Raw genomic sequence first — 15,953 nt, 5'->3', positions numbered from 1 at the left:
AGCTGCGCTTCGCCATCCGCGAAGGCGGCCGCACCGTCGGCGCAGGCGTGGTCTCGAAGATCCTCGCCTGATCCCGACCGGGACATCGCGATACAGGGGGCCGTCCGAAAGGGCGGCCCTTCTGCATTCCGGAACCCCCGCAGGGACTTGACCGGAAGGGGCGGGGCCTGTAATGGGGCTCATCTCTGTCATCGGTCTTGCCGAAAGGCCGAATCGGTAGATTTATGCCGGGCCGCCATCCTACGGGGCGGCCTGCATTTTTTATATACGGTCCGAAGCTGGCGCCGCATGGTGCGCCGTCAGCCTCTCGACTGGAACTCCCTGCAAGAGGGATGTGACGATGCAAAATCAGAATATCCGCATCCGGCTCAAGGCCTTCGATTACCGGGTTCTGGACGCCAGCACCCAGGAAATCGTGAACACGGCCAAGCGCACCGGTGCGACTGTTCGTGGCCCGATTCCGCTGCCGAACAAGATCGAGAAATTCACGGTTCTCCGTGGTCCGCACATCGACAAGAAGTCGCGCGACCAGTGGGAAATCCGCACGCACAAGCGTCTTCTCGACATCGTCGACCCCACCCCGCAGACCGTGGACGCGCTGATGAAGCTCGACCTGGCTGCCGGCGTGGATGTCGAGATCAAGGTGTAAGGAGGCAATCATGCTGCGTACTGGTGTTATCGCCAAGAAACTGGGCATGACGCGTCTCTTCCTGGAAGATGGCCGTCAGGTTCCCGTCACCGTCCTGCAACTGGACGGACTGCAGGTCGTGGCTCAGCGTACCGCCGATCGCGACGGTTATACCGCCGTTCAGCTGGGCGCCGGTGAAGCCAAGGCCAAGCGCACGACCGCCGCGATGCGCGGTCACTTCGCGAAGGCCTCGGTCGCGCCCAAGCGCAAGATCGCGGAATTCCGCGTCGCCGAGGAAAACCTGATCAACGTCGGTGAAGAGATCACTGCTGACCACTATTTCGAAGGTCAGTTCGTGGACATCGCCGGCACCTCGATCGGTAAGGGTTTCGCGGGTGCGATGAAGCGCCACAACTTCGGTGGTCTGCGCGCCTCGCACGGCGTGTCGATCAGCCACCGTTCGCACGGTTCGACCGGCCAGTGCCAGGACCCCGGCAAGGTGTTCAAGGGCAAGAAGATGGCAGGTCACCTGGGTGCCGTTCGCGTCACCACGCAGAACCTGCAGGTCGTCCGCACGGATGCCGACCGTGGCCTGATCATGGTCAAGGGCTCGGTTCCGGGCTCGAAGGGTGGCTGGGTCACCGTCAAGGATGCCGTCAAGAAGGCCATCCCCGAGAACGTGATCTATCCCGCCGCGCTGAAGTCGGCTGCGGATGAAGCGAAGCGTCTGGCCGAGGAAGCCGCCGTTCAGGCAGCAGCCGAGGAAGAAGCCGCCCGCAAGGCCGCCGAGGCCGAGGCAGCCGCTGCCGAGGAAGCCGCGCTGAAGGAAGCCGAAGCCTCGATCGAGGCCGACAAGGCTGACGGCGACGCCGCGCCCGAAGGAGACAAGTGATGAAACTCGATGTGATCAAGCTGGACTCCGGCAAGGCCGGGTCGATCGAGCTGGCCGACGAGATCTTCGGGCTGGCGCCGCGCGGCGACATCCTGCAGCGCGTCGTCCGCTGGCAGCGCAACAAGGCGCAGCAGGGGACCCACTCGGTCCTCGGCAAGTCGGACGTCAGCTACTCGACCAAGAAGATCTATCGCCAGAAGGGCACCGGCGGCGCACGCCACGGTTCCAAGAAGGCCCCGATCTTCCGTCACGGTGGTGTCTACAAGGGTCCGACCCCGCGTTCGCACGCCTTCGATCTGCCGAAGAAGGTCCGCGCCCTGGGTCTGAAGCACGCCCTGTCGGCGAAAGCCACCGCGGGCGAGCTGGTCGTCGTCGAGGATCTGAACCTCGCCGAAGCCAAGGCCAAGGCCGTCGCCAAGACCGTCAAGGAAAACGGTTGGAAGCGCGTTCTGGTCATCGACGGTGCCGAGGTGAACGAGGGCTTTGCCCGCGCCGCCCGCAACGTCGATGGTGTGGACGTCCTGCCGTCGATCGGCGCCAATGTGTATGACATCCTCAAGCGTGATACGCTGGTGATCACGCGCGCGGGTGTCGAAGCTCTGGAGGCTCGCCTGAAATGAGCGCGAAACCCGAACAGTACGACGTGATCGTCAAGCCGATCATCACCGAAAAGGCCACGCTGACCTCGGAGAACAACGGTGTTGTCTTCCAGGTCGCGAAGGACGCGAGCAAGCCGCAGATCAAGGATGCGGTCGAAGCTCTGTTCGGCGTGAAGGTGAAGGCGGTCAACACGACCATCACCAAGGGCAAGACGAAGCGCTTCCGCGGCCAGCCCGGCCGTCGCAGCGACGTCAAGAAGGCCTATGTCACCCTCGAAGAGGGCAACACTATCGACGTGTCCACCGGACTCTGATAGTAGGTCGCGAATCCGCGGCCCCGGCATTGTCCGGGGCCGTCGATCTTTTGGACGAAACGGACCACCAGGTCCAAAGCAACGGAAGACAGAAAGATGGCATTGAAGTCGTACAAGCCGACTACGCCTGGCCAGCGCGGGCTGGTTCTGATCGACCGTTCGGAGCTTTGGAAAGGTCGCCCCGTCAAATCCCTCACCGAGGGTCTGACGAAGAAGGGCGGCCGGAACAATACCGGACGTGTCACCATGCGCCGCAAGGGCGGCGGGGCGAAGCGCCTTTATCGCATCGTCGATTTCAAGCGCACCAAGCTGGATGTCGCTGCGGTGGTCGAGCGTATCGAATACGATCCCAACCGCACCGCGTTCATCGCGCTGATCAAGTATGAAGACGGCGAGCAGGCCTACATCCTGGCGCCTCAGCGTCTTGCAGTCGGCGAGAAGGTCGTCGCCGGCAAGAAGGTCGACGTGAAGCCGGGCAACGCCATGCCCTTCAGCGGCATGCCGATCGGTACCATCGTCCACAACGTCGAACTGAAGCCCGGCAAGGGCGGTCAGATCGCGCGTTCGGCAGGTACCTACGCACAGTTCGTCGGCCGTGACGGTGGCTACGCACAGATCCGCCTGTCCTCGGGCGAGCTGCGCATGGTCCGTCAGGAATGCATGGCCACCATCGGTGCCGTGTCGAATGCCGACCACTCGAACCAGAACCTGGGCAAGGCTGGCCGCAACCGCCACAAGGGCATCCGCCCGAGCGTCCGCGGCGTCGCCATGAACCCGATCGACCACCCGCATGGTGGTGGTGAGGGCCGTACCTCGGGCGGCCGTACGCCGGTCACTCCCTGGGGTAAGGACACCAAGGGCAAGAAGACCCGTTCGAACAAGTCGACCGACAAGTACATTGTCCGGTCGCGTCACCAGAAGAAGGGGCGCTAATCTATGGCACGTTCTGTTTGGAAGGGCCCCTTTGTTGACGCCTATGTGCTCAAGAAGGCGGAAAAGGCTCGTGAGTCGGGCAAGTCCGACGTCATCAAGATCTGGTCGCGTCGTTCGACCATCCTGCCGCAATTCGTCGGCCTGACCTTCGGCGTCTACAACGGGCACAAGCACATCCCCGTTGCGGTCAGCGAAGAGATGATCGGCCAGAAGTTCGGTGAATACTCGCCCACGCGCACCTATTACGGTCACGCGGCGGACAAGAAAGCCAAGAGGAAGTAATCGTCATGGGTAAGGAAAACAATCCGCGCCGCGTGGCGGAGAACGAGGCCTTCGCCAAGACGAAGATGCTTCGCACCTCGCCGCAGAAGCTGAACCTCGTGGCTCAGCTGATCCGTGGCAAGAAGGTCGACAAGGCCCTGGCCGATCTGACCTTCTCGCACAAGCGCATCGCGATCGACGTGAAGAAATGCCTTCAGTCGGCCATCGCGAACGCCGAGAACAACCACGGCCTCGACGTCGACAACCTGATCGTCGCCGAAGCCTGGGTCGGCAAGAACCTGGTGATGAAGCGTGGCCGTCCGCGGGCACGTGGTCGTTTCGGCAAGATCATGAAGCCGTTTTCGGAAATCACCATCAAGGTGCGCCAAGTCGAGGAGCAAGCGTAATGGGTCAGAAGGTTAATCCGATTGGCATGCGCCTCCAGGTCAACCGCACCTGGGACAGCCGCTGGTACGCCGACGACAAGGAATACGGCAACCTGCTTCTTGAAGACCTGAAGATCCGGGACTTCATCAAGAAGGAAGCCAAGCAGGCCGGCATCAGCCGCGTCATCATCGAGCGTCCCCACAAGAAGTGCCGCGTGACCATTCACGCAGCGCGTCCGGGTGTGATCATCGGCAAGAAAGGCGCGGACATCGAAGTCCTGCGCAAGAAGCTGTCGAACTTCACCAGCAGCGACGTGAACCTGAACATCGTCGAAGTCCGCAAGCCTGAAGTCGATGCTGCCCTGGTCGCGGAATCGATCGCTCAGCAGCTCGAGCGTCGTGTCTCGTTCCGTCGCGCCATGAAGCGCTCGGTTCAGAACGCGATGCGCATGGGCGCCCTGGGCATCCGCGTGAACGTCGCCGGCCGTCTGGGCGGTGCCGAGATCGCACGCACCGAGTGGTATCGCGAAGGCCGTGTGCCCCTGCACACCCTGCGCGCCGACATCGACTATGCACTGGCCGAAGCCTCGACCCCTTACGGGATCATCGGCGTCAAGGTGTGGATCTTCAAGGGCGAGATCATGGAACATGATCCCTCGGCCCGCGAGCGCCGCGCTGCCGAGGCTCAGGAAGGTCCGGCACCCCGCGGTCCGCGCCGTGATCGCGACGCCCGGTAAGGAGTAACGAACATGCTGCAACCGAAACGGACCAAGTTCCGCAAACAGCACAAGGGCCGTATCCACGGCGCTGCGAAGGGTGGTTTCGACCTGAACTTCGGCTCGTTTGCGCTGAAGGCCATCGAACCCGAGCGTGTGACCGCGCGCCAGATCGAAGCGGCCCGCCGCGCGATCACGCGTCACATGAAGCGTCAGGGTCGTGTCTGGATCCGCATCTTCCCGGACCTGCCGGTTTCGTCGAAGCCGACCGAAGTCCGTATGGGTAAGGGCAAGGGCTCGATCGATTTCTGGGCTGCCCGCGTCCACCCGGGCCGGATCATGTTCGAGATCGACGGCGTGAGCGATTCCATCGCGAAGGAGGCCCTGCGCCTCGGCTCGATGAAGCTGCCGATCAAGACCCGCATCGTCGCGCGCGAAGACTGGTAATCCAGGTTCCGCGAACGAAAGGGATGGCCCCGCCGAGAGATCGGTGGGGCTTTCTTCTGCCCGGCCGCCCGTAGGGGGTTGTCAAAAGGGCATTCGGCCTGTATGCGCAGGCCTTCATCACGAAACTCCACCGGAATCAGGGTGGCCCTGGATGCCAGGGGCTCTCCGGTGATGTTGAAAGGAAGAAGCGTCATGGACGCCAATGAACTGAGCACGAAGACGCCCGATCAGCTGCAGGAACAGCTGGTTGCGCTGAAGAAGGAAGCGTTCAACCTGCGCTTCCAGCAGGCCACCGGCCAGCTCGAGAACACTGCCCGCATGCGCACCGTCCGTCGCGACGTCGCACGCGTGAAGACCATTCTGAACCAGAAAGCGGCCGACGCCGCGGCCTCGAACTAAGGAGCCGATCCATGCCCAAACGCATCCTGCAAGGCAAGGTCGTCTCGGACAAGAACGACCAGACCGTGACCGTTCTCGTCGAGCGCCGCTTCAAGCACCCGCTGCTGCACAAGACCGTGCGTCTGTCGAAGAAATACCGCGCACATGACGCGGAAAACCAGTTCAAGGTCGGTGACACCGTTCGCATCGTCGAATGTGCGCCGGTCTCGAAAACCAAGCGTTGGGCCGTCCTCACGGACGAAGCCGTTTCGGCGTAAGGTCCATCCGTACTGATCAGTCATGATCGAAACCCTGGGGCCGGCAAGGCCGGTCCCCAAAGGTCGGGAGAAACCAAATGATCCAGATGCAGACCAATCTGGATGTTGCTGACAACTCCGGCGCCCGCCGGGTTCAGTGCATCAAGGTCCTGGGTGGTTCGCACCGTCGCTATGCGTCGGTGGGCGACATCATCGTGGTGTCCGTCAAGGAAGCCATCCCGCGGGGCCGGGTCAAGAAGGGCGACGTCCGCAAGGCCGTGGTCGTTCGGACCGCCAAGGAAGTGAATCGCGAAGACGGCACCTCGATCCGCTTCGACCGCAACGCCGCCGTCATCCTGAACAACCAGGGTGAGCCGGTCGGTACCCGTATCTTCGGGCCGGTCGTCCGCGAGCTGCGCGCGAAGAACTTCATGAAGATCATCTCGCTTGCGCCGGAGGTGCTGTAATGGCTGCCAAGCTGAAGAAGGGCGACAAGGTCGTCGTGCTTGCCGGCAAGGACAAGGGCAAGCAGGGTGAAGTGACCGCAGTGTTCCCGAAAGAGAACAAGGCGATCGTGGACGGCGTCAACATGGCCATCCGTCACCAGCGCCAGACCCAGGCCAGCCAGGGCGGTCGCGTGTCGAAGGCCATGCCTATCGACCTGTCGAACCTGTCGCTGATGGACGCGAACGGCAAGGCAACCCGCGTCGGCTTCCGCGAGGAAGACGGCAAGAAGGTGCGCTTCGCCAAGACCACGGGAGACGTGATCTGATGCTCGACGCAACCAAGTACACGCCGCGTCTGCGCCAGCAGTTCCGCGACACCGTCCGTGCCGCTCTCAAGGAAGAGTTCGGCTACAAGAACGACATGCAGATCCCGCGTCTGGACAAGATCGTCCTGAACATGGGCGTCGGCGAGGCCGTCAAGGACACGAAGAAGGTCAAGCAGGCCGCCGAGGAGCTGTCGCTCATCGCGGGTCAGAAGGCCGTCGTGACCAAGGCGAAGAAGTCGATCGCAGGTTTCCGCGTTCGTGAGGAAATGCCGCTCGGCACGAAAGTGACCCTGCGCGGCGACCGCATGTACGAATTCCTGGATCGCCTGATCAACATCGCAATGCCCCGCGTCCGCGACTTCCGCGGCGTGAAAGGCACGTCGTTCGACGGCCGCGGCAACTATGCGATGGGCCTCAAGGAGCACATCGTTTTCCCGGAGATCAACTTCGACAAGGTCGACGAAGTTCTGGGGATGGACATCATCATCTGCACCACCGCGAAGACCGACGCGGAAGCGAAATCGCTGCTGAAGCATTTCAACATGCCGTTCACCAGCTGAGTCGCGGAGGGAAAGAGATATGGCTAAGAAATCCATGATCGAGCGCGAGAAGAAGCGCGAGCGTCTGGTTCAGAAGTACGCCGGCAAGCGTGCTGCCCTGAAAGAGGTCATCAATGACCAGTCCCTGCCGATGGAAGAGCGTTTCAAGGCTTCGCTGAAGCTGGCTGAACTGCCGCGCAACTCCTCGGCGACGCGTCTGCACAACCGGTGCCAGCTCACCGGCCGTCCGCACGCGTATTACCGCAAACTGAAACTGTCGCGGATCATGCTGCGCGAGCTCGGCTCGAACGGTCAGATCCCCGGCCTGGTCAAGTCCAGCTGGTAAGGGGCAAAGTGATGATGAACGATCCTCTCGGCGATATGCTGACCCGCATCCGCAATGCGCAGATGCGTGGCAAATCGACCGTCCGCACCCCGGCCAGCAAGCTGCGCGCCTGGGTCCTGGATGTCCTTCAGGGTGAAGGCTACATCCGCGGCTATGAAGAAGTGACGACCGAAACCGGCCACAAGGAGCTGGAAATCGGTCTGAAGTACCACGACGGCACCCCGGTCATCCGGGAACTGTCGCGCGTCTCGAAGCCTGGCCGTCGCGTTTACACCGGCGCCAAGGAAATCCCGCAGGTCCGTCAGGGTCTGGGCGTCTCCATCGTCTCGACCCCCAAGGGCGTCATGTCGGATGCAGCGGCTCGCAACGCCAATGTTGGCGGCGAAGTCCTCTGCACCGTATTCTAAGGAGGGCGGAATGTCTCGGATTGGTAAGAAACCGGTCGAACTGCCCAAGGGTGTGACGGCCGAAGTCAAGGGCCAGACGGTCGAAGTGAAGGGCCCGAAGGGCACCCGCAGCTTCACCGCGACGGACGACGTGACCGTTGCCCTGGAAGAGGGTGCCGTCCGCGTCACCCCGCGCGGCCTGTCGAAGCGTGCTCGTCAGCAGTGGGGCATGACCCGCTCGATGATCGAGAACCTGACGGTCGGCGTCTCGGAAGGCTTCAAGAAGGAGCTCGAGATCCAGGGTGTCGGTTACCGCGCGCAGATGCAGGGCAAGACCCTGAAACTGTCGCTCGGCTATTCGCACGAGGTGAACTTCGAGACGCCGGAAGGTGTCACGATCACCGCGCCGAAGCAGACCGAGATCGTCGTCGAAGGCATCGACCAGCAGCTGGTCGGCCAGGTTGCGTCGGACATCCGCGAGTGGCGCCGCCCCGAGCCCTACAAGGGCAAGGGCATCCGCTACAAGGGCGAGTATGTCTTCCGCAAGGAAGGCAAGAAGAAGTAAGGGGCGCGAGAAATGGCACTGAAAAAGCAAGAGCTGTTCCAGAAGCGCCGCCTGCGCGTTCGGAACAAACTTCGTGCGATGTCGAACGGCCGTCCGCGGCTGTCGGTCCATCGTTCGTCCAAGAACATCTCGGTGCAGGTCATCGACGACGTTCGCGGCGTGACCCTGGCCTCGGCCAGCACGCTGGAGAAGGACTTCGGCCTGTTCGGCAGGAACAACGTCGAGGCTGCGGCCAAGATCGGTTCCGCGATCGCCGAGCGTGCGAAAGCCGCCGGCATCGAGGAAGTCGTCTTCGACCGTGGCGGCTTCATCTTCCACGGCAAGATCAAGGCCCTGGCCGATGCTGCCCGTGAAGGTGGTCTGAAGTTCTGATTTTGCGGGCGGCGCGGGGTCTTCCTCGCGCCGTCCCGATGATCCGGGGGCCGCGCCGTCATGGGGCGGCCCACCTGGATTGAAACCAACGGCGCCTTTGCGCCAGCTGATAAGGAAAGCCTTATGGCAGAACGTGAAAACCGCCGGGGCCGTCGCGAAGATCGCGAAGAGACTCCGGAATTCGCCGATCGCCTTGTTGCGATCAATCGTGTGTCGAAGACGGTCAAGGGCGGTAAGCGCTTTGGCTTCGCGGCTCTGGTCGTCGTCGGTGACCAGCGCGGCCGTGTCGGCTTCGGCAAGGGCAAGGCCAAGGAAGTCCCCGAGGCGATCCGCAAGGCGACCGAGCAGGCCAAGCGCAACATGATCCGCGTCCCGCTGCGCGACGGTCGCACGCTGCATCACGATATCGAGGGCCGTCACGGCGCCGGTAAGGTGATCATGCGCACCGCCGTTCCGGGTACCGGGATCATCGCGGGCGGCCCGATGCGTGCCGTCTTCGAGATGCTGGGCGTCCAGGACGTCGTCGCGAAGTCGCAGGGTTCGCAGAACCCCTACAACATGATCCGTGCAACCCTGGACGGCCTGAAAAAGGAAGCCAGCCCCCGTTCGGTCGCGCAGCGTCGCGGCAAGAAGGTGGCCGACATCCTGCCGACCCAGGAAAAGGCACCCGAGGCGACCGCTGGCACCGATGCCACCGTGACCTCGGCAGCCGACGCATAAGGAGCGCAGCATGGCCACGATCGTCGTCAAGCAGATCGGTTCGCCGATCCGTCGCCCCGCCATTCAGCGCGAGACGCTGAAGGGCCTGGGTCTGAACAAGATGAACCGCACGCGCGAGCTGGAAGATACCCCGGCAGTGCGCGGCATGGTCGCCAAGATCCCGCATCTGGTTACCATCATCGAAGAAAAGAAGTGATCCTTCGGGATTGCCAAGCGAAGCGCCCCGCCATGTGCGGGGCGTTTTGCGTTTCGGTGCAGCGTGCTCAGTCCGGCCTGCAGGCATAGACGGTCCCGCCGACCGCCACGACCGACACCGCCGCGCCCGTCAGCAGGACTGGCGATGCCGCGACCGTCGCCGCGGCCCCGCCCATCGCGGCCAGCGCCGAGGATATCGCCCCGCTTCCACCGCTGAGAATGACCGCACCCGATCCGTCGGGCAGCCGGTCGACGCCCGCCGCGGCCCCCCGTGCGGCTGCGCCCGTGATCGCGCCCGCCGCGCCGGTGGCCGCATTCACGCGCTCGCAGACCGAACGCGACGGTCTTGCGCAGCGACCGCGACCGTCGCGCGGCCCAAGGTCGATGCCCAGGATGTCGCCGCGATCCTCGCGCAGGCAGAAGGGGGTGCGTTCCTCCTCGGTCAGGTTCGGGGTCAGCGCGCGCAGGGTCACATGGGCGGGGCAGGCGTCCCGGCCCAGCTTCGCGGACAACCTCTCGCGCCGGGTCGAATTCGGGTCCGAGGGGTCGTGCGCCAGCACCACGTCCTGCCCCTCGATCCGGGCCGAGCAGAAGACCGCATCGGCGGCAAGGGCAGGGGCGGCGGGCGCAAGCGACAGAATCAGGGCGGGCAGCAGGCGTTTCATGGGGGCGGTCCTTGGATCGAATGGCATCTGCTTGACGCCAAAGCCGCGCGATCCTCAAGACACAAGCGGGTGAGAGCGGAACGGATGCTTGAAAGCCGCGAGCATTGCGCGTATACGCCCCCGGTGCCCGTGGGCACGACATGCAACAAGCAAGAAAAGCCGCGTCCGTCCCGTCATCGCTTCGGGGACGCGTCCGGCATAGGAGAAGCGAAATGAAACTGCACGAGATTCGTGACAACGAAGGCGCAAACCGCAGCAAGAAGCGCGTCGCGCGCGGCCCGGGTTCGGGCAAGGGCAAGACCGCCGGCCGTGGTATCAAGGGCCAGAAGTCGCGTTCGGGCGTCGCGCTGAACGGTTACGAAGGCGGCCAGATGCCGCTGTACCGCCGCCTGCCGAAGCGCGGCTTCACCGCGCCGAACGCCAAGAAATTCGCCGTCGTGAACCTGGGCCAGATCCAGTCGTTCATCGATGCCGGCAAGATCGACGGCTCGGCCGAGCTGACCGAGGACGGTCTGGTCGCTTCGGGCCTGGTGCGCCGCAAGCTGGACGGCATCCGTCTGCTGGCCAAGGGCGAGCTGAAGGCCGGCCTGACCATCGCCGTGACCGGTGCCTCGAAGGCGGCCGTCGAGGCTGTCGAGAAGGCCGGCGGCAAGGTCTCGCTGCCCGCAGAAGCCGCGGCAGCCGAATAAGCTGTTGATCGGGGCAGTTCGGCCCCATAGATAGCATTCAGGTTTTCTGGCGCCGCCGGCCCCCGAAATACGGGTCGGCGGCGCTGTCATGACACGGGACGGATACTCATGGCGTCAGCCGCAGAACAGATGGCCGCGAACCTTTCCTGGGCTCAGCTGGGCAAGGCCACCGAACTTCGCCAGCGGATCTGGTTCACGATCGGCGTGCTGATCATGTACCGCATCGGGACCTATATCCCGGTGCCGGGCATCGACGGCGCGGCACTTCGCAACTTCATGGAACAGGCCCAGTCCGGGATCGGCGGCATGCTGTCGATGTTCACGGGCGGCGCCCTGGGCCGCATGGGCGTCTTCGCCCTCGGCATCATGCCCTACATCTCGGCCTCGATCATCGTCCAGCTGCTGACCTCGATGGTCCCGGCGCTGGAACAGCTGAAGAAAGAGGGCGAGCAGGGCCGCAAGAAGATCAACCAGTACACCCGCTATGGCACCGTTGCGCTGGCGCTGTTCCAGGCATACGGCCTGGCACGCAGCCTCGAGGCGGGCGGCCTTGCGCATGATCCGGGCCTGTTCTTCCAGGCCGCCGTGGTCATCACGCTGGTCGGCGGCACGATGTTCCTGATGTGGCTGGGCGAGCAGATCACCGCCCGCGGCATCGGCAACGGCATCAGCCTGATCATCTTCGTGGGCATCCTGGCCGAGATCCCGGCCGCGATCGCCAACTTCTTCCAGCAGGGCCGCACCGGCGCGATCTCGACGGGGACCATCCTGTTCGTCATCGTGATGCTGATCGCGGTCATCGGCTTCGTGGTCTTCATGGAGCGCGCGCTGCGCAAGATCCGCATCCAGTACCCGCGGCGCCAGGTCGGCATGAAGGTCTATGACGGTCAGTCGAGCCACCTGCCGGTAAAGGTCAACCCCGCCGGCGTGATCCCCGCGATCTTCGCAAGCTCGCTGCTGCTGCTGCCGGTGACGATCTCGACCTTCTCGGGCGGCGAGACCGGCCCGGTGATGTCGGTGATCCTGGCCTATTTCGGGCCGGGCCAGCCGCTCTATCTGCTGTTCTTCGCGGCGATGATCGTGTTTTTCACGTATTTCTACACGCAGAACGTCTCGTTCAAGACCGACGACGTGGCCGACAACCTGAAGAACCAGGGCGGCTTCATTCCGGGCATCCGTCCGGGCAAGCGCACGCAGGAGTACCTCGACTACGTGGTCAACCGCGTGCTGGTCATCGGCTCGGCCTACCTGGCGCTCGTCTGCCTCATGCCCGAGATCCTGCGCACCCAGCTGTCGATCCCGGTCTATCTGGGCGGCACCTCGGTCCTGATCGTGGTCTCGGTGACGATGGACACGATCAACCAGGTCCAGAGCCATCTTCTGGCCCATCAGTACGAGGGCCTGATCGAGAAGTCGCAGCTGCGCGGGAAACGGAAACCCGGTTCCGCCAAGCCGCGCCGCGCGCCGGCGCGTCGCTGAGCCGCAAGAGAAACGCTGCGGGCGCATCACTGCGCCCGTTTGCATGACTGGAAAAGGCCGAAGCAAGATCGCGGCCAGTGGGGGACAAACGCCATGACCATCAACATCATCCTTCTTGGCCCTCCGGGCGCGGGCAAGGGAACCCAGGCACGCCGTCTCGTGGAAGAGCGTGGCATGGTCCAGCTGTCGACCGGCGACATGCTGCGCGCCGCACGCAGCTCGGGCACCGAGATGGGCAAGCTGGTCGCCGACGTGATGGATCGCGGCCAGCTGGTCACCGACGAGATCGTCATCGGCCTCATTCGCGAGAAGCTGGAAGAGGGCGGCAAGGGCTTCATCTTCGACGGCTTCCCCCGGACGCTGGCGCAGGCCGACGCACTGGGCAAGCTGCTGGCCGAGATGGGCATGAAGCTGGACGCCGCGATCGAGCTGAAGGTCGATGACGAGGCGCTGGTCGCCCGCATCGTGAAGCGCGCCGAGGAATCGCTGGCCGCGGGCGAGCCGGTCCGCAAGGACGACACCCCCGAGGTCTTCGCCGACCGCCTGCGCGAATACTACAAGAAGACCGCACCGCTGCTGGGCTACTACTACGCCACGGGCGATCTGCGTCAGGTCGACGGCATGGCCGCGATGGACGAGGTTGCCACGCAGATCGCGGCTGCCCTGGGCACGGAGACCGCTCAGGCTTGACCTTGATCGAGTGTGTCGCTACAGCACGACATCTCGTGAGAGAATCACCTGCCTTGGCGGGTGGATCAAAGTACGGCCCGAAGGCATGGCTTTCGGGCCTTGCGTTGTGAAAAAAGGTTCCGGGGCTACGGAACCGCAACAGAAAAGGAAAACGCGTGGCACGTATCGCTGGCGTCAACATTCCGACGGGGAAACGCGTCCCCATCGCACTGACCTATATCCACGGCATCGGTTCGATGTTCGCAGACCAGATCTGCGAAGCAGTCGGCATCGATCGCACCCGTCGCGTGAACGAACTGTCGGACGCCGAAGTCCTGCAGATGCGTGAATACATCGACGCCAACCTGACCGTCGAAGGCGACCTGCGCCGCGAAGTTCAGATGAACGTCAAGCGCATGATGGATCTCGGTTCCTATCGTGGCCTGCGCCACCGTCGCGGCCTGCCGGTCCGCGGTCAGCGCACCCATACCAATGCCCGCACCCGCAAGGGCCCGGCCAAGCCGATCGCCGGCAAGAAGAAGTAAGGGGGCACCGATATGGCACGTGATAAAACTCGCATGAAGCGTAAAGAGCGCAAGAACATCGCCGCTGGCGTTGCTCACGTGAACTCGAGCTTCAACAACACCAAGATCCTGATCTCGGACGTCCAGGGCAACGCGATCTCGTGGTCGTCGGCTGGCACCATGGGCTTCAAGGGTTCGCGCAAGTCGACCCCCTACGCCGCCCAGATGGCTGCCGAGGATGCGGGCCGCAAGGCTCAGGAACACGGCGTCCGCACGCTGGAAGTCGAAGTCCAGGGCCCGGGTTCGGGTCGTGAATCGGCTCTGCGCGCACTGGCTGCTGCCGGCTTCAACATCACGGCCATCCGTGACGTGACGCCGATCGCCCATAACGGCTGCCGTCCGCCGAAGCGCCGCCGCGTCTGATTTCGGATCATCACTACCCTGTCCGCACGGGCTTCGTGCGGGCAGGTGTTTCGCATTTCACCTCGGGCGTTTCCGGCCTTGGTCATGGGTCGGGAACAGGTATGGAGGCTAGTCCATGATCCACAAGAATTGGGCCGAACTGATCAAGCCGACGCAGCTGGTCGTCAAGCCGGGCGCTGATGCGACCCGCACCGCGACGCTGGTCGCGGAGCCGCTGGAGCGTGGTTTCGGCCTGACGCTCGGCAACGCGCTGCGCCGCGTGCTTCTGTCGTCGCTGCAGGGCGCGGCCATCACCTCGGTCCAGATCGACAACGTGCTGCACGAGTTCAGCAGCGTGGCGGGCGTCCGCGAGGACGTGACCGACATCGTGCTGAACCTCAAGGGTGTCACGCTGAAGATGGAAGTCGAGGGCCCCAAGCGCCTGACGCTGCAGGCCAAGGGTCCGGGCGAGGTCAAGGCCGGCGACATCCAGGAAACGAACGGCATCACCATCCTGAACCGCGATCACGTGATCTGCCATCTGGATGACGGCGCCGAGCTGAACGTGGAACTGACGGTCACCACCGGCAAGGGCTATGTCGCGGCGGACAAGAACCGCCCCGAGGACGCCCCCATCGGCCTGATCCCGATCGACGCGATCTTCTCGCCGGTCAAGCGCGTCAGCTACGAGGTGCAGCCGACCCGCGAAGGTCAGGTGCTGGACTATGACAAGCTGACCATGAAGATCGAGACGGACGGTTCGCTGACCCCCGAGGACGCGGTCGCATTCGCCGCCCGCATCGTCCAGGACCAGCTGTCGGTCTTCGTCAACTTCGACGAGCCCGAGGCCGCAAGCCGCCAGGACAACGACGACGGTCTGGAGTTCGATCCGCGCCTTCTGAAGAAGGTCGACGAGCTGGAGCTGTCGGTCCGTTCGGCGAACTGCCTCAAGAACGACAACATCGTCTATATCGGCGATCTGATCCAGAAGACCGAAGCCGAGATGCTGCGCACCCCGAACTTCGGCCGCAAGTCGCTGAACGAGATCAAGGAAGTGCTCTCGGGCATGGGCCTGCACCTGGGCATGGATGTCGTGGATTGGCCGCCGGAGAACATCGAGGACCTGGCCAAGCGTTTCGACGACCAGTTCTGACGAATTCGGCCGGGGACCCCGCGGTCCCCGGTCAGATACCGGGCATGAAGCCCCAAGGAGAGCGGTCCGCACGCATGGGCCGCCGGACAAAGCAAAAGACGTCAAAGGAGATATATCATGCGTCACGCACGTGGTTACCGCCGCCTCAACCGCACCCATGAGCACCGCAAGGCGCTCTTCGCCAACATGGCCGGCTCGCTGATCGAGCACGAGCAGATCAAGACGACCCTGCCCAAGGCGAAGGAACTTCGCCCGATCATCGAGAAGCTGATCACGCTGGCGAAGCGCGGCGATCTGCACGCCCGCCGTCAGGCTGCCTCGCAGCTGAAGCAGGACCAGTATGTCGCCAAGCTGTTCGACGTCCTGGGCGAGCGCTACAAGGACCGCCAGGGCGGCTATGTTCGCGTCATGAAGGCCGGCTTCCGCTATGGCGACATGGCGCCCATGGCCATCATCGAGTTCGTCGACCGCGACACCTCGGCCAAGGGTGCTGCCGACCGTGCCCGCCTCGAGGCCGAAGTCGAAGAATAAGCGGATCGCGCATCAGCGCATCGCGATGGGCCCCGAGGCGTTGCTTCGGGGCCTTTTTCATTGGCGGGGTAGGGTATTCCGGCAAGTGGACGCTACGTAAGGGAATGTGAACGCCAGAGACTCAGCTTTTACGAG

At 63.6% G+C, this 15,953-nt stretch carries 29 protein-coding genes; 28 read left to right on the top strand and 1 reads right to left on the bottom strand.

Annotated elements, in window-relative coordinates:
- From QMZ16_RS16310 to rpmD, 21 genes are all read left to right on the top strand, one after another.
- Positions 1 to 71, top strand: a 71-nt coding sequence (locus QMZ16_RS16310) for a hypothetical protein (protein WP_134059749.1), incomplete at its 5' end; no start/stop codon positions are given.
- A gap of 269 nt (positions 72 to 340) precedes the next feature.
- Positions 341 to 649, top strand: coding sequence for a 30S ribosomal protein S10 (gene rpsJ / locus QMZ16_RS13610; RefSeq protein ID WP_022708208.1), 309 nt, complete (start codon positions 341 to 343; stop codon positions 647 to 649).
- A 10-nt stretch (positions 650 to 659) separates the two neighbouring features.
- The gene (gene rplC / locus QMZ16_RS13605; protein ID WP_022708209.1) at positions 660 to 1,520 is read left to right on the top strand and encodes a 50S ribosomal protein L3; all 861 of its coding nucleotides are present in this window, start codon (positions 660 to 662) and stop codon (positions 1,518 to 1,520) included.
- On the top strand, positions 1,520 to 2,140 hold the full coding sequence (gene rplD, locus QMZ16_RS13600) for a 50S ribosomal protein L4 (protein ID WP_022708210.1): 621 nt from the start codon (positions 1,520 to 1,522) through the stop codon (positions 2,138 to 2,140). The genes rplC and rplD overlap by 1 nt, the downstream gene beginning before the upstream one ends.
- Positions 2,137 to 2,433 (top strand): 50S ribosomal protein L23, encoded by a 297-nt coding sequence (locus QMZ16_RS13595; protein WP_022708211.1) that lies wholly within the window; start codon positions 2,137 to 2,139, stop codon positions 2,431 to 2,433. The genes rplD and QMZ16_RS13595 overlap by 4 nt, the downstream gene beginning before the upstream one ends.
- 96 nt (positions 2,434 to 2,529) lie before the next feature.
- Positions 2,530 to 3,366, top strand: coding sequence for a 50S ribosomal protein L2 (gene rplB / locus QMZ16_RS13590; RefSeq protein ID WP_022708212.1), 837 nt, complete (start codon positions 2,530 to 2,532; stop codon positions 3,364 to 3,366).
- A 3-nt stretch (positions 3,367 to 3,369) separates the two neighbouring features.
- Complete coding sequence (gene rpsS, locus QMZ16_RS13585; protein ID WP_022708213.1) at positions 3,370 to 3,648, top strand: 30S ribosomal protein S19; 279 nt, start codon at positions 3,370 to 3,372, stop codon at positions 3,646 to 3,648.
- A 5-nt stretch (positions 3,649 to 3,653) separates the two neighbouring features.
- Positions 3,654 to 4,034 (top strand): 50S ribosomal protein L22, encoded by a 381-nt coding sequence (rplV, locus tag QMZ16_RS13580; RefSeq protein ID WP_022708214.1) that lies wholly within the window; start codon positions 3,654 to 3,656, stop codon positions 4,032 to 4,034.
- Positions 4,034 to 4,750 carry a 30S ribosomal protein S3 gene (gene rpsC, locus QMZ16_RS13575; protein WP_022708215.1) on the top strand — a complete coding sequence of 239 codons (717 nt, stop codon included), beginning with the start codon at positions 4,034 to 4,036 and terminating at the stop codon, positions 4,748 to 4,750. The genes rplV and rpsC overlap by 1 nt, the downstream gene beginning before the upstream one ends.
- A gap of 12 nt (positions 4,751 to 4,762) precedes the next feature.
- A complete protein-coding gene (gene rplP, locus QMZ16_RS13570) occupies positions 4,763 to 5,176 on the top strand; it encodes a 50S ribosomal protein L16 (RefSeq protein WP_022708216.1) in 414 nt (137 codons plus the stop codon).
- Positions 5,177 to 5,368: 192 nt separating this feature from the next.
- Entirely contained in the window at positions 5,369 to 5,575 is a 207-nt protein-coding gene (gene rpmC / locus QMZ16_RS13565) for a 50S ribosomal protein L29 (protein ID WP_022708217.1), read from the top strand.
- An 11-nt stretch (positions 5,576 to 5,586) separates the two neighbouring features.
- Positions 5,587 to 5,832, top strand: a complete 246-nt coding sequence (gene rpsQ, locus QMZ16_RS13560; RefSeq protein WP_022708218.1) for a 30S ribosomal protein S17 — start codon at positions 5,587 to 5,589, stop codon at positions 5,830 to 5,832.
- 77 nt (positions 5,833 to 5,909) lie between these two features.
- Positions 5,910 to 6,278 (top strand): 50S ribosomal protein L14, encoded by a 369-nt coding sequence (gene rplN / locus QMZ16_RS13555; RefSeq protein ID WP_022708219.1) that lies wholly within the window; start codon positions 5,910 to 5,912, stop codon positions 6,276 to 6,278.
- Positions 6,278 to 6,583 carry a 50S ribosomal protein L24 gene (gene rplX / locus QMZ16_RS13550; protein WP_022708220.1) on the top strand — a complete coding sequence of 102 codons (306 nt, stop codon included), beginning with the start codon at positions 6,278 to 6,280 and terminating at the stop codon, positions 6,581 to 6,583. Before rplN ends, rplX begins: the two co-directional genes overlap by 1 nt.
- Positions 6,583 to 7,143 carry a 50S ribosomal protein L5 gene (rplE, locus tag QMZ16_RS13545; RefSeq protein ID WP_022708221.1) on the top strand — a complete coding sequence of 187 codons (561 nt, stop codon included), beginning with the start codon at positions 6,583 to 6,585 and terminating at the stop codon, positions 7,141 to 7,143. Before rplX ends, rplE begins: the two co-directional genes overlap by 1 nt.
- Positions 7,144 to 7,162: 19 nt before the next feature.
- Positions 7,163 to 7,468, top strand: a complete 306-nt coding sequence (gene rpsN / locus QMZ16_RS13540) for a 30S ribosomal protein S14 (protein ID WP_022708222.1) — start codon at positions 7,163 to 7,165, stop codon at positions 7,466 to 7,468.
- Between the two features lie 8 nt (positions 7,469 to 7,476).
- Positions 7,477 to 7,875, top strand: a complete 399-nt coding sequence (rpsH, locus tag QMZ16_RS13535; protein ID WP_028725974.1) for a 30S ribosomal protein S8 — start codon at positions 7,477 to 7,479, stop codon at positions 7,873 to 7,875.
- Between the two features lie 10 nt (positions 7,876 to 7,885).
- On the top strand, positions 7,886 to 8,419 hold the full coding sequence (gene rplF / locus QMZ16_RS13530) for a 50S ribosomal protein L6 (RefSeq protein WP_022708224.1): 534 nt from the start codon (positions 7,886 to 7,888) through the stop codon (positions 8,417 to 8,419).
- Between the two features lie 12 nt (positions 8,420 to 8,431).
- Positions 8,432 to 8,791, top strand: coding sequence for a 50S ribosomal protein L18 (rplR, locus tag QMZ16_RS13525; RefSeq protein ID WP_282603656.1), 360 nt, complete (start codon positions 8,432 to 8,434; stop codon positions 8,789 to 8,791).
- 123 nt (positions 8,792 to 8,914) lie between these two features.
- Positions 8,915 to 9,511 (top strand): 30S ribosomal protein S5, encoded by a 597-nt coding sequence (rpsE, locus tag QMZ16_RS13520; protein WP_022708226.1) that lies wholly within the window; start codon positions 8,915 to 8,917, stop codon positions 9,509 to 9,511.
- Positions 9,512 to 9,521: 10 nt separating this feature from the next.
- Positions 9,522 to 9,707: a 50S ribosomal protein L30 gene (gene rpmD, locus QMZ16_RS13515; RefSeq protein ID WP_022708227.1), complete on the top strand. Its 186-nt coding sequence runs from the start codon at positions 9,522 to 9,524 to the stop codon at positions 9,705 to 9,707.
- A gap of 67 nt (positions 9,708 to 9,774) precedes the next feature.
- On the opposite strand, the gene QMZ16_RS13510 is transcribed toward rpmD, so the two are convergent.
- Positions 9,775 to 10,371, bottom strand: a complete 597-nt coding sequence (locus QMZ16_RS13510) for a hypothetical protein (protein ID WP_022708228.1) — start codon at positions 10,369 to 10,371, stop codon at positions 9,775 to 9,777.
- 212 nt (positions 10,372 to 10,583) lie between these two features.
- Between QMZ16_RS13510 and rplO the strand changes: the two genes are divergently transcribed.
- From rplO to rplQ, 7 genes are all read left to right on the top strand, one after another.
- Entirely contained in the window at positions 10,584 to 11,060 is a 477-nt protein-coding gene (rplO, locus tag QMZ16_RS13505) for a 50S ribosomal protein L15 (RefSeq protein ID WP_022708229.1), read from the top strand.
- Between the two features lie 108 nt (positions 11,061 to 11,168).
- A complete protein-coding gene (gene secY / locus QMZ16_RS13500; protein ID WP_028725975.1) occupies positions 11,169 to 12,539 on the top strand; it encodes a preprotein translocase subunit SecY in 1,371 nt (456 codons plus the stop codon).
- A gap of 93 nt (positions 12,540 to 12,632) precedes the next feature.
- Positions 12,633 to 13,229, top strand: a complete 597-nt coding sequence (locus tag QMZ16_RS13495) for an adenylate kinase (RefSeq protein WP_282603655.1) — start codon at positions 12,633 to 12,635, stop codon at positions 13,227 to 13,229.
- 155 nt (positions 13,230 to 13,384) lie between these two features.
- Positions 13,385 to 13,753 (top strand): 30S ribosomal protein S13, encoded by a 369-nt coding sequence (gene rpsM, locus QMZ16_RS13490; protein WP_022708232.1) that lies wholly within the window; start codon positions 13,385 to 13,387, stop codon positions 13,751 to 13,753.
- Between the two features lie 12 nt (positions 13,754 to 13,765).
- The gene (gene rpsK, locus QMZ16_RS13485; RefSeq protein WP_022708233.1) at positions 13,766 to 14,155 is read left to right on the top strand and encodes a 30S ribosomal protein S11; all 390 of its coding nucleotides are present in this window, start codon (positions 13,766 to 13,768) and stop codon (positions 14,153 to 14,155) included.
- A 115-nt stretch (positions 14,156 to 14,270) separates the two neighbouring features.
- Positions 14,271 to 15,287: a DNA-directed RNA polymerase subunit alpha gene (locus QMZ16_RS13480; RefSeq protein ID WP_022708234.1), complete on the top strand. Its 1,017-nt coding sequence runs from the start codon at positions 14,271 to 14,273 to the stop codon at positions 15,285 to 15,287.
- A gap of 117 nt (positions 15,288 to 15,404) precedes the next feature.
- A complete protein-coding gene (gene rplQ, locus QMZ16_RS13475) occupies positions 15,405 to 15,818 on the top strand; it encodes a 50S ribosomal protein L17 (protein WP_022708235.1) in 414 nt (137 codons plus the stop codon).
- Positions 15,819 to 15,953 lie beyond the last annotated feature (135 nt).

This window comes from Paracoccus sp. PARArs4 (genome assembly GCF_947311865.1).
In the GTDB taxonomy this organism is placed as follows: domain Bacteria; phylum Pseudomonadota; class Alphaproteobacteria; order Rhodobacterales; family Rhodobacteraceae; genus Paracoccus; species Paracoccus zeaxanthinifaciens.
Note: the sequence above shows the minus strand (reverse complement) of the source record. Positions and strands in the feature narration are given on the sequence as shown.

Coding starts and splice junctions, on each gene's coding strand:
- rpsJ (WP_022708208.1), top strand. CDS start 341: ATGCAAAATCAGAATATCCGCATCCGGCTCAAGGCCTTCGATTACCGG.
- rplC (WP_022708209.1), top strand. CDS start 660: ATGCTGCGTACTGGTGTTATCGCCAAGAAACTGGGCATGACGCGTCTC.
- rplD (WP_022708210.1), top strand. CDS start 1,520: ATGAAACTCGATGTGATCAAGCTGGACTCCGGCAAGGCCGGGTCGATC.
- QMZ16_RS13595 (WP_022708211.1), top strand. CDS start 2,137: ATGAGCGCGAAACCCGAACAGTACGACGTGATCGTCAAGCCGATCATC.
- rplB (WP_022708212.1), top strand. CDS start 2,530: ATGGCATTGAAGTCGTACAAGCCGACTACGCCTGGCCAGCGCGGGCTG.
- rpsS (WP_022708213.1), top strand. CDS start 3,370: ATGGCACGTTCTGTTTGGAAGGGCCCCTTTGTTGACGCCTATGTGCTC.
- rplV (WP_022708214.1), top strand. CDS start 3,654: ATGGGTAAGGAAAACAATCCGCGCCGCGTGGCGGAGAACGAGGCCTTC.
- rpsC (WP_022708215.1), top strand. CDS start 4,034: ATGGGTCAGAAGGTTAATCCGATTGGCATGCGCCTCCAGGTCAACCGC.
- rplP (WP_022708216.1), top strand. CDS start 4,763: ATGCTGCAACCGAAACGGACCAAGTTCCGCAAACAGCACAAGGGCCGT.
- rpmC (WP_022708217.1), top strand. CDS start 5,369: ATGGACGCCAATGAACTGAGCACGAAGACGCCCGATCAGCTGCAGGAA.
- rpsQ (WP_022708218.1), top strand. CDS start 5,587: ATGCCCAAACGCATCCTGCAAGGCAAGGTCGTCTCGGACAAGAACGAC.
- rplN (WP_022708219.1), top strand. CDS start 5,910: ATGATCCAGATGCAGACCAATCTGGATGTTGCTGACAACTCCGGCGCC.
- rplX (WP_022708220.1), top strand. CDS start 6,278: ATGGCTGCCAAGCTGAAGAAGGGCGACAAGGTCGTCGTGCTTGCCGGC.
- rplE (WP_022708221.1), top strand. CDS start 6,583: ATGCTCGACGCAACCAAGTACACGCCGCGTCTGCGCCAGCAGTTCCGC.
- rpsN (WP_022708222.1), top strand. CDS start 7,163: ATGGCTAAGAAATCCATGATCGAGCGCGAGAAGAAGCGCGAGCGTCTG.
- rplF (WP_022708224.1), top strand. CDS start 7,886: ATGTCTCGGATTGGTAAGAAACCGGTCGAACTGCCCAAGGGTGTGACG.
- rplR (WP_282603656.1), top strand. CDS start 8,432: ATGGCACTGAAAAAGCAAGAGCTGTTCCAGAAGCGCCGCCTGCGCGTT.
- rpsE (WP_022708226.1), top strand. CDS start 8,915: ATGGCAGAACGTGAAAACCGCCGGGGCCGTCGCGAAGATCGCGAAGAG.
- rpmD (WP_022708227.1), top strand. CDS start 9,522: ATGGCCACGATCGTCGTCAAGCAGATCGGTTCGCCGATCCGTCGCCCC.
- QMZ16_RS13510 (WP_022708228.1), bottom strand. CDS start 10,371: ATGAAACGCCTGCTGCCCGCCCTGATTCTGTCGCTTGCGCCCGCCGCC.
- rplO (WP_022708229.1), top strand. CDS start 10,584: ATGAAACTGCACGAGATTCGTGACAACGAAGGCGCAAACCGCAGCAAG.
- secY (WP_028725975.1), top strand. CDS start 11,169: ATGGCGTCAGCCGCAGAACAGATGGCCGCGAACCTTTCCTGGGCTCAG.
- QMZ16_RS13495 (WP_282603655.1), top strand. CDS start 12,633: ATGACCATCAACATCATCCTTCTTGGCCCTCCGGGCGCGGGCAAGGGA.
- rpsK (WP_022708233.1), top strand. CDS start 13,766: ATGGCACGTGATAAAACTCGCATGAAGCGTAAAGAGCGCAAGAACATC.
- QMZ16_RS13480 (WP_022708234.1), top strand. CDS start 14,271: ATGATCCACAAGAATTGGGCCGAACTGATCAAGCCGACGCAGCTGGTC.
- rplQ (WP_022708235.1), top strand. CDS start 15,405: ATGCGTCACGCACGTGGTTACCGCCGCCTCAACCGCACCCATGAGCAC.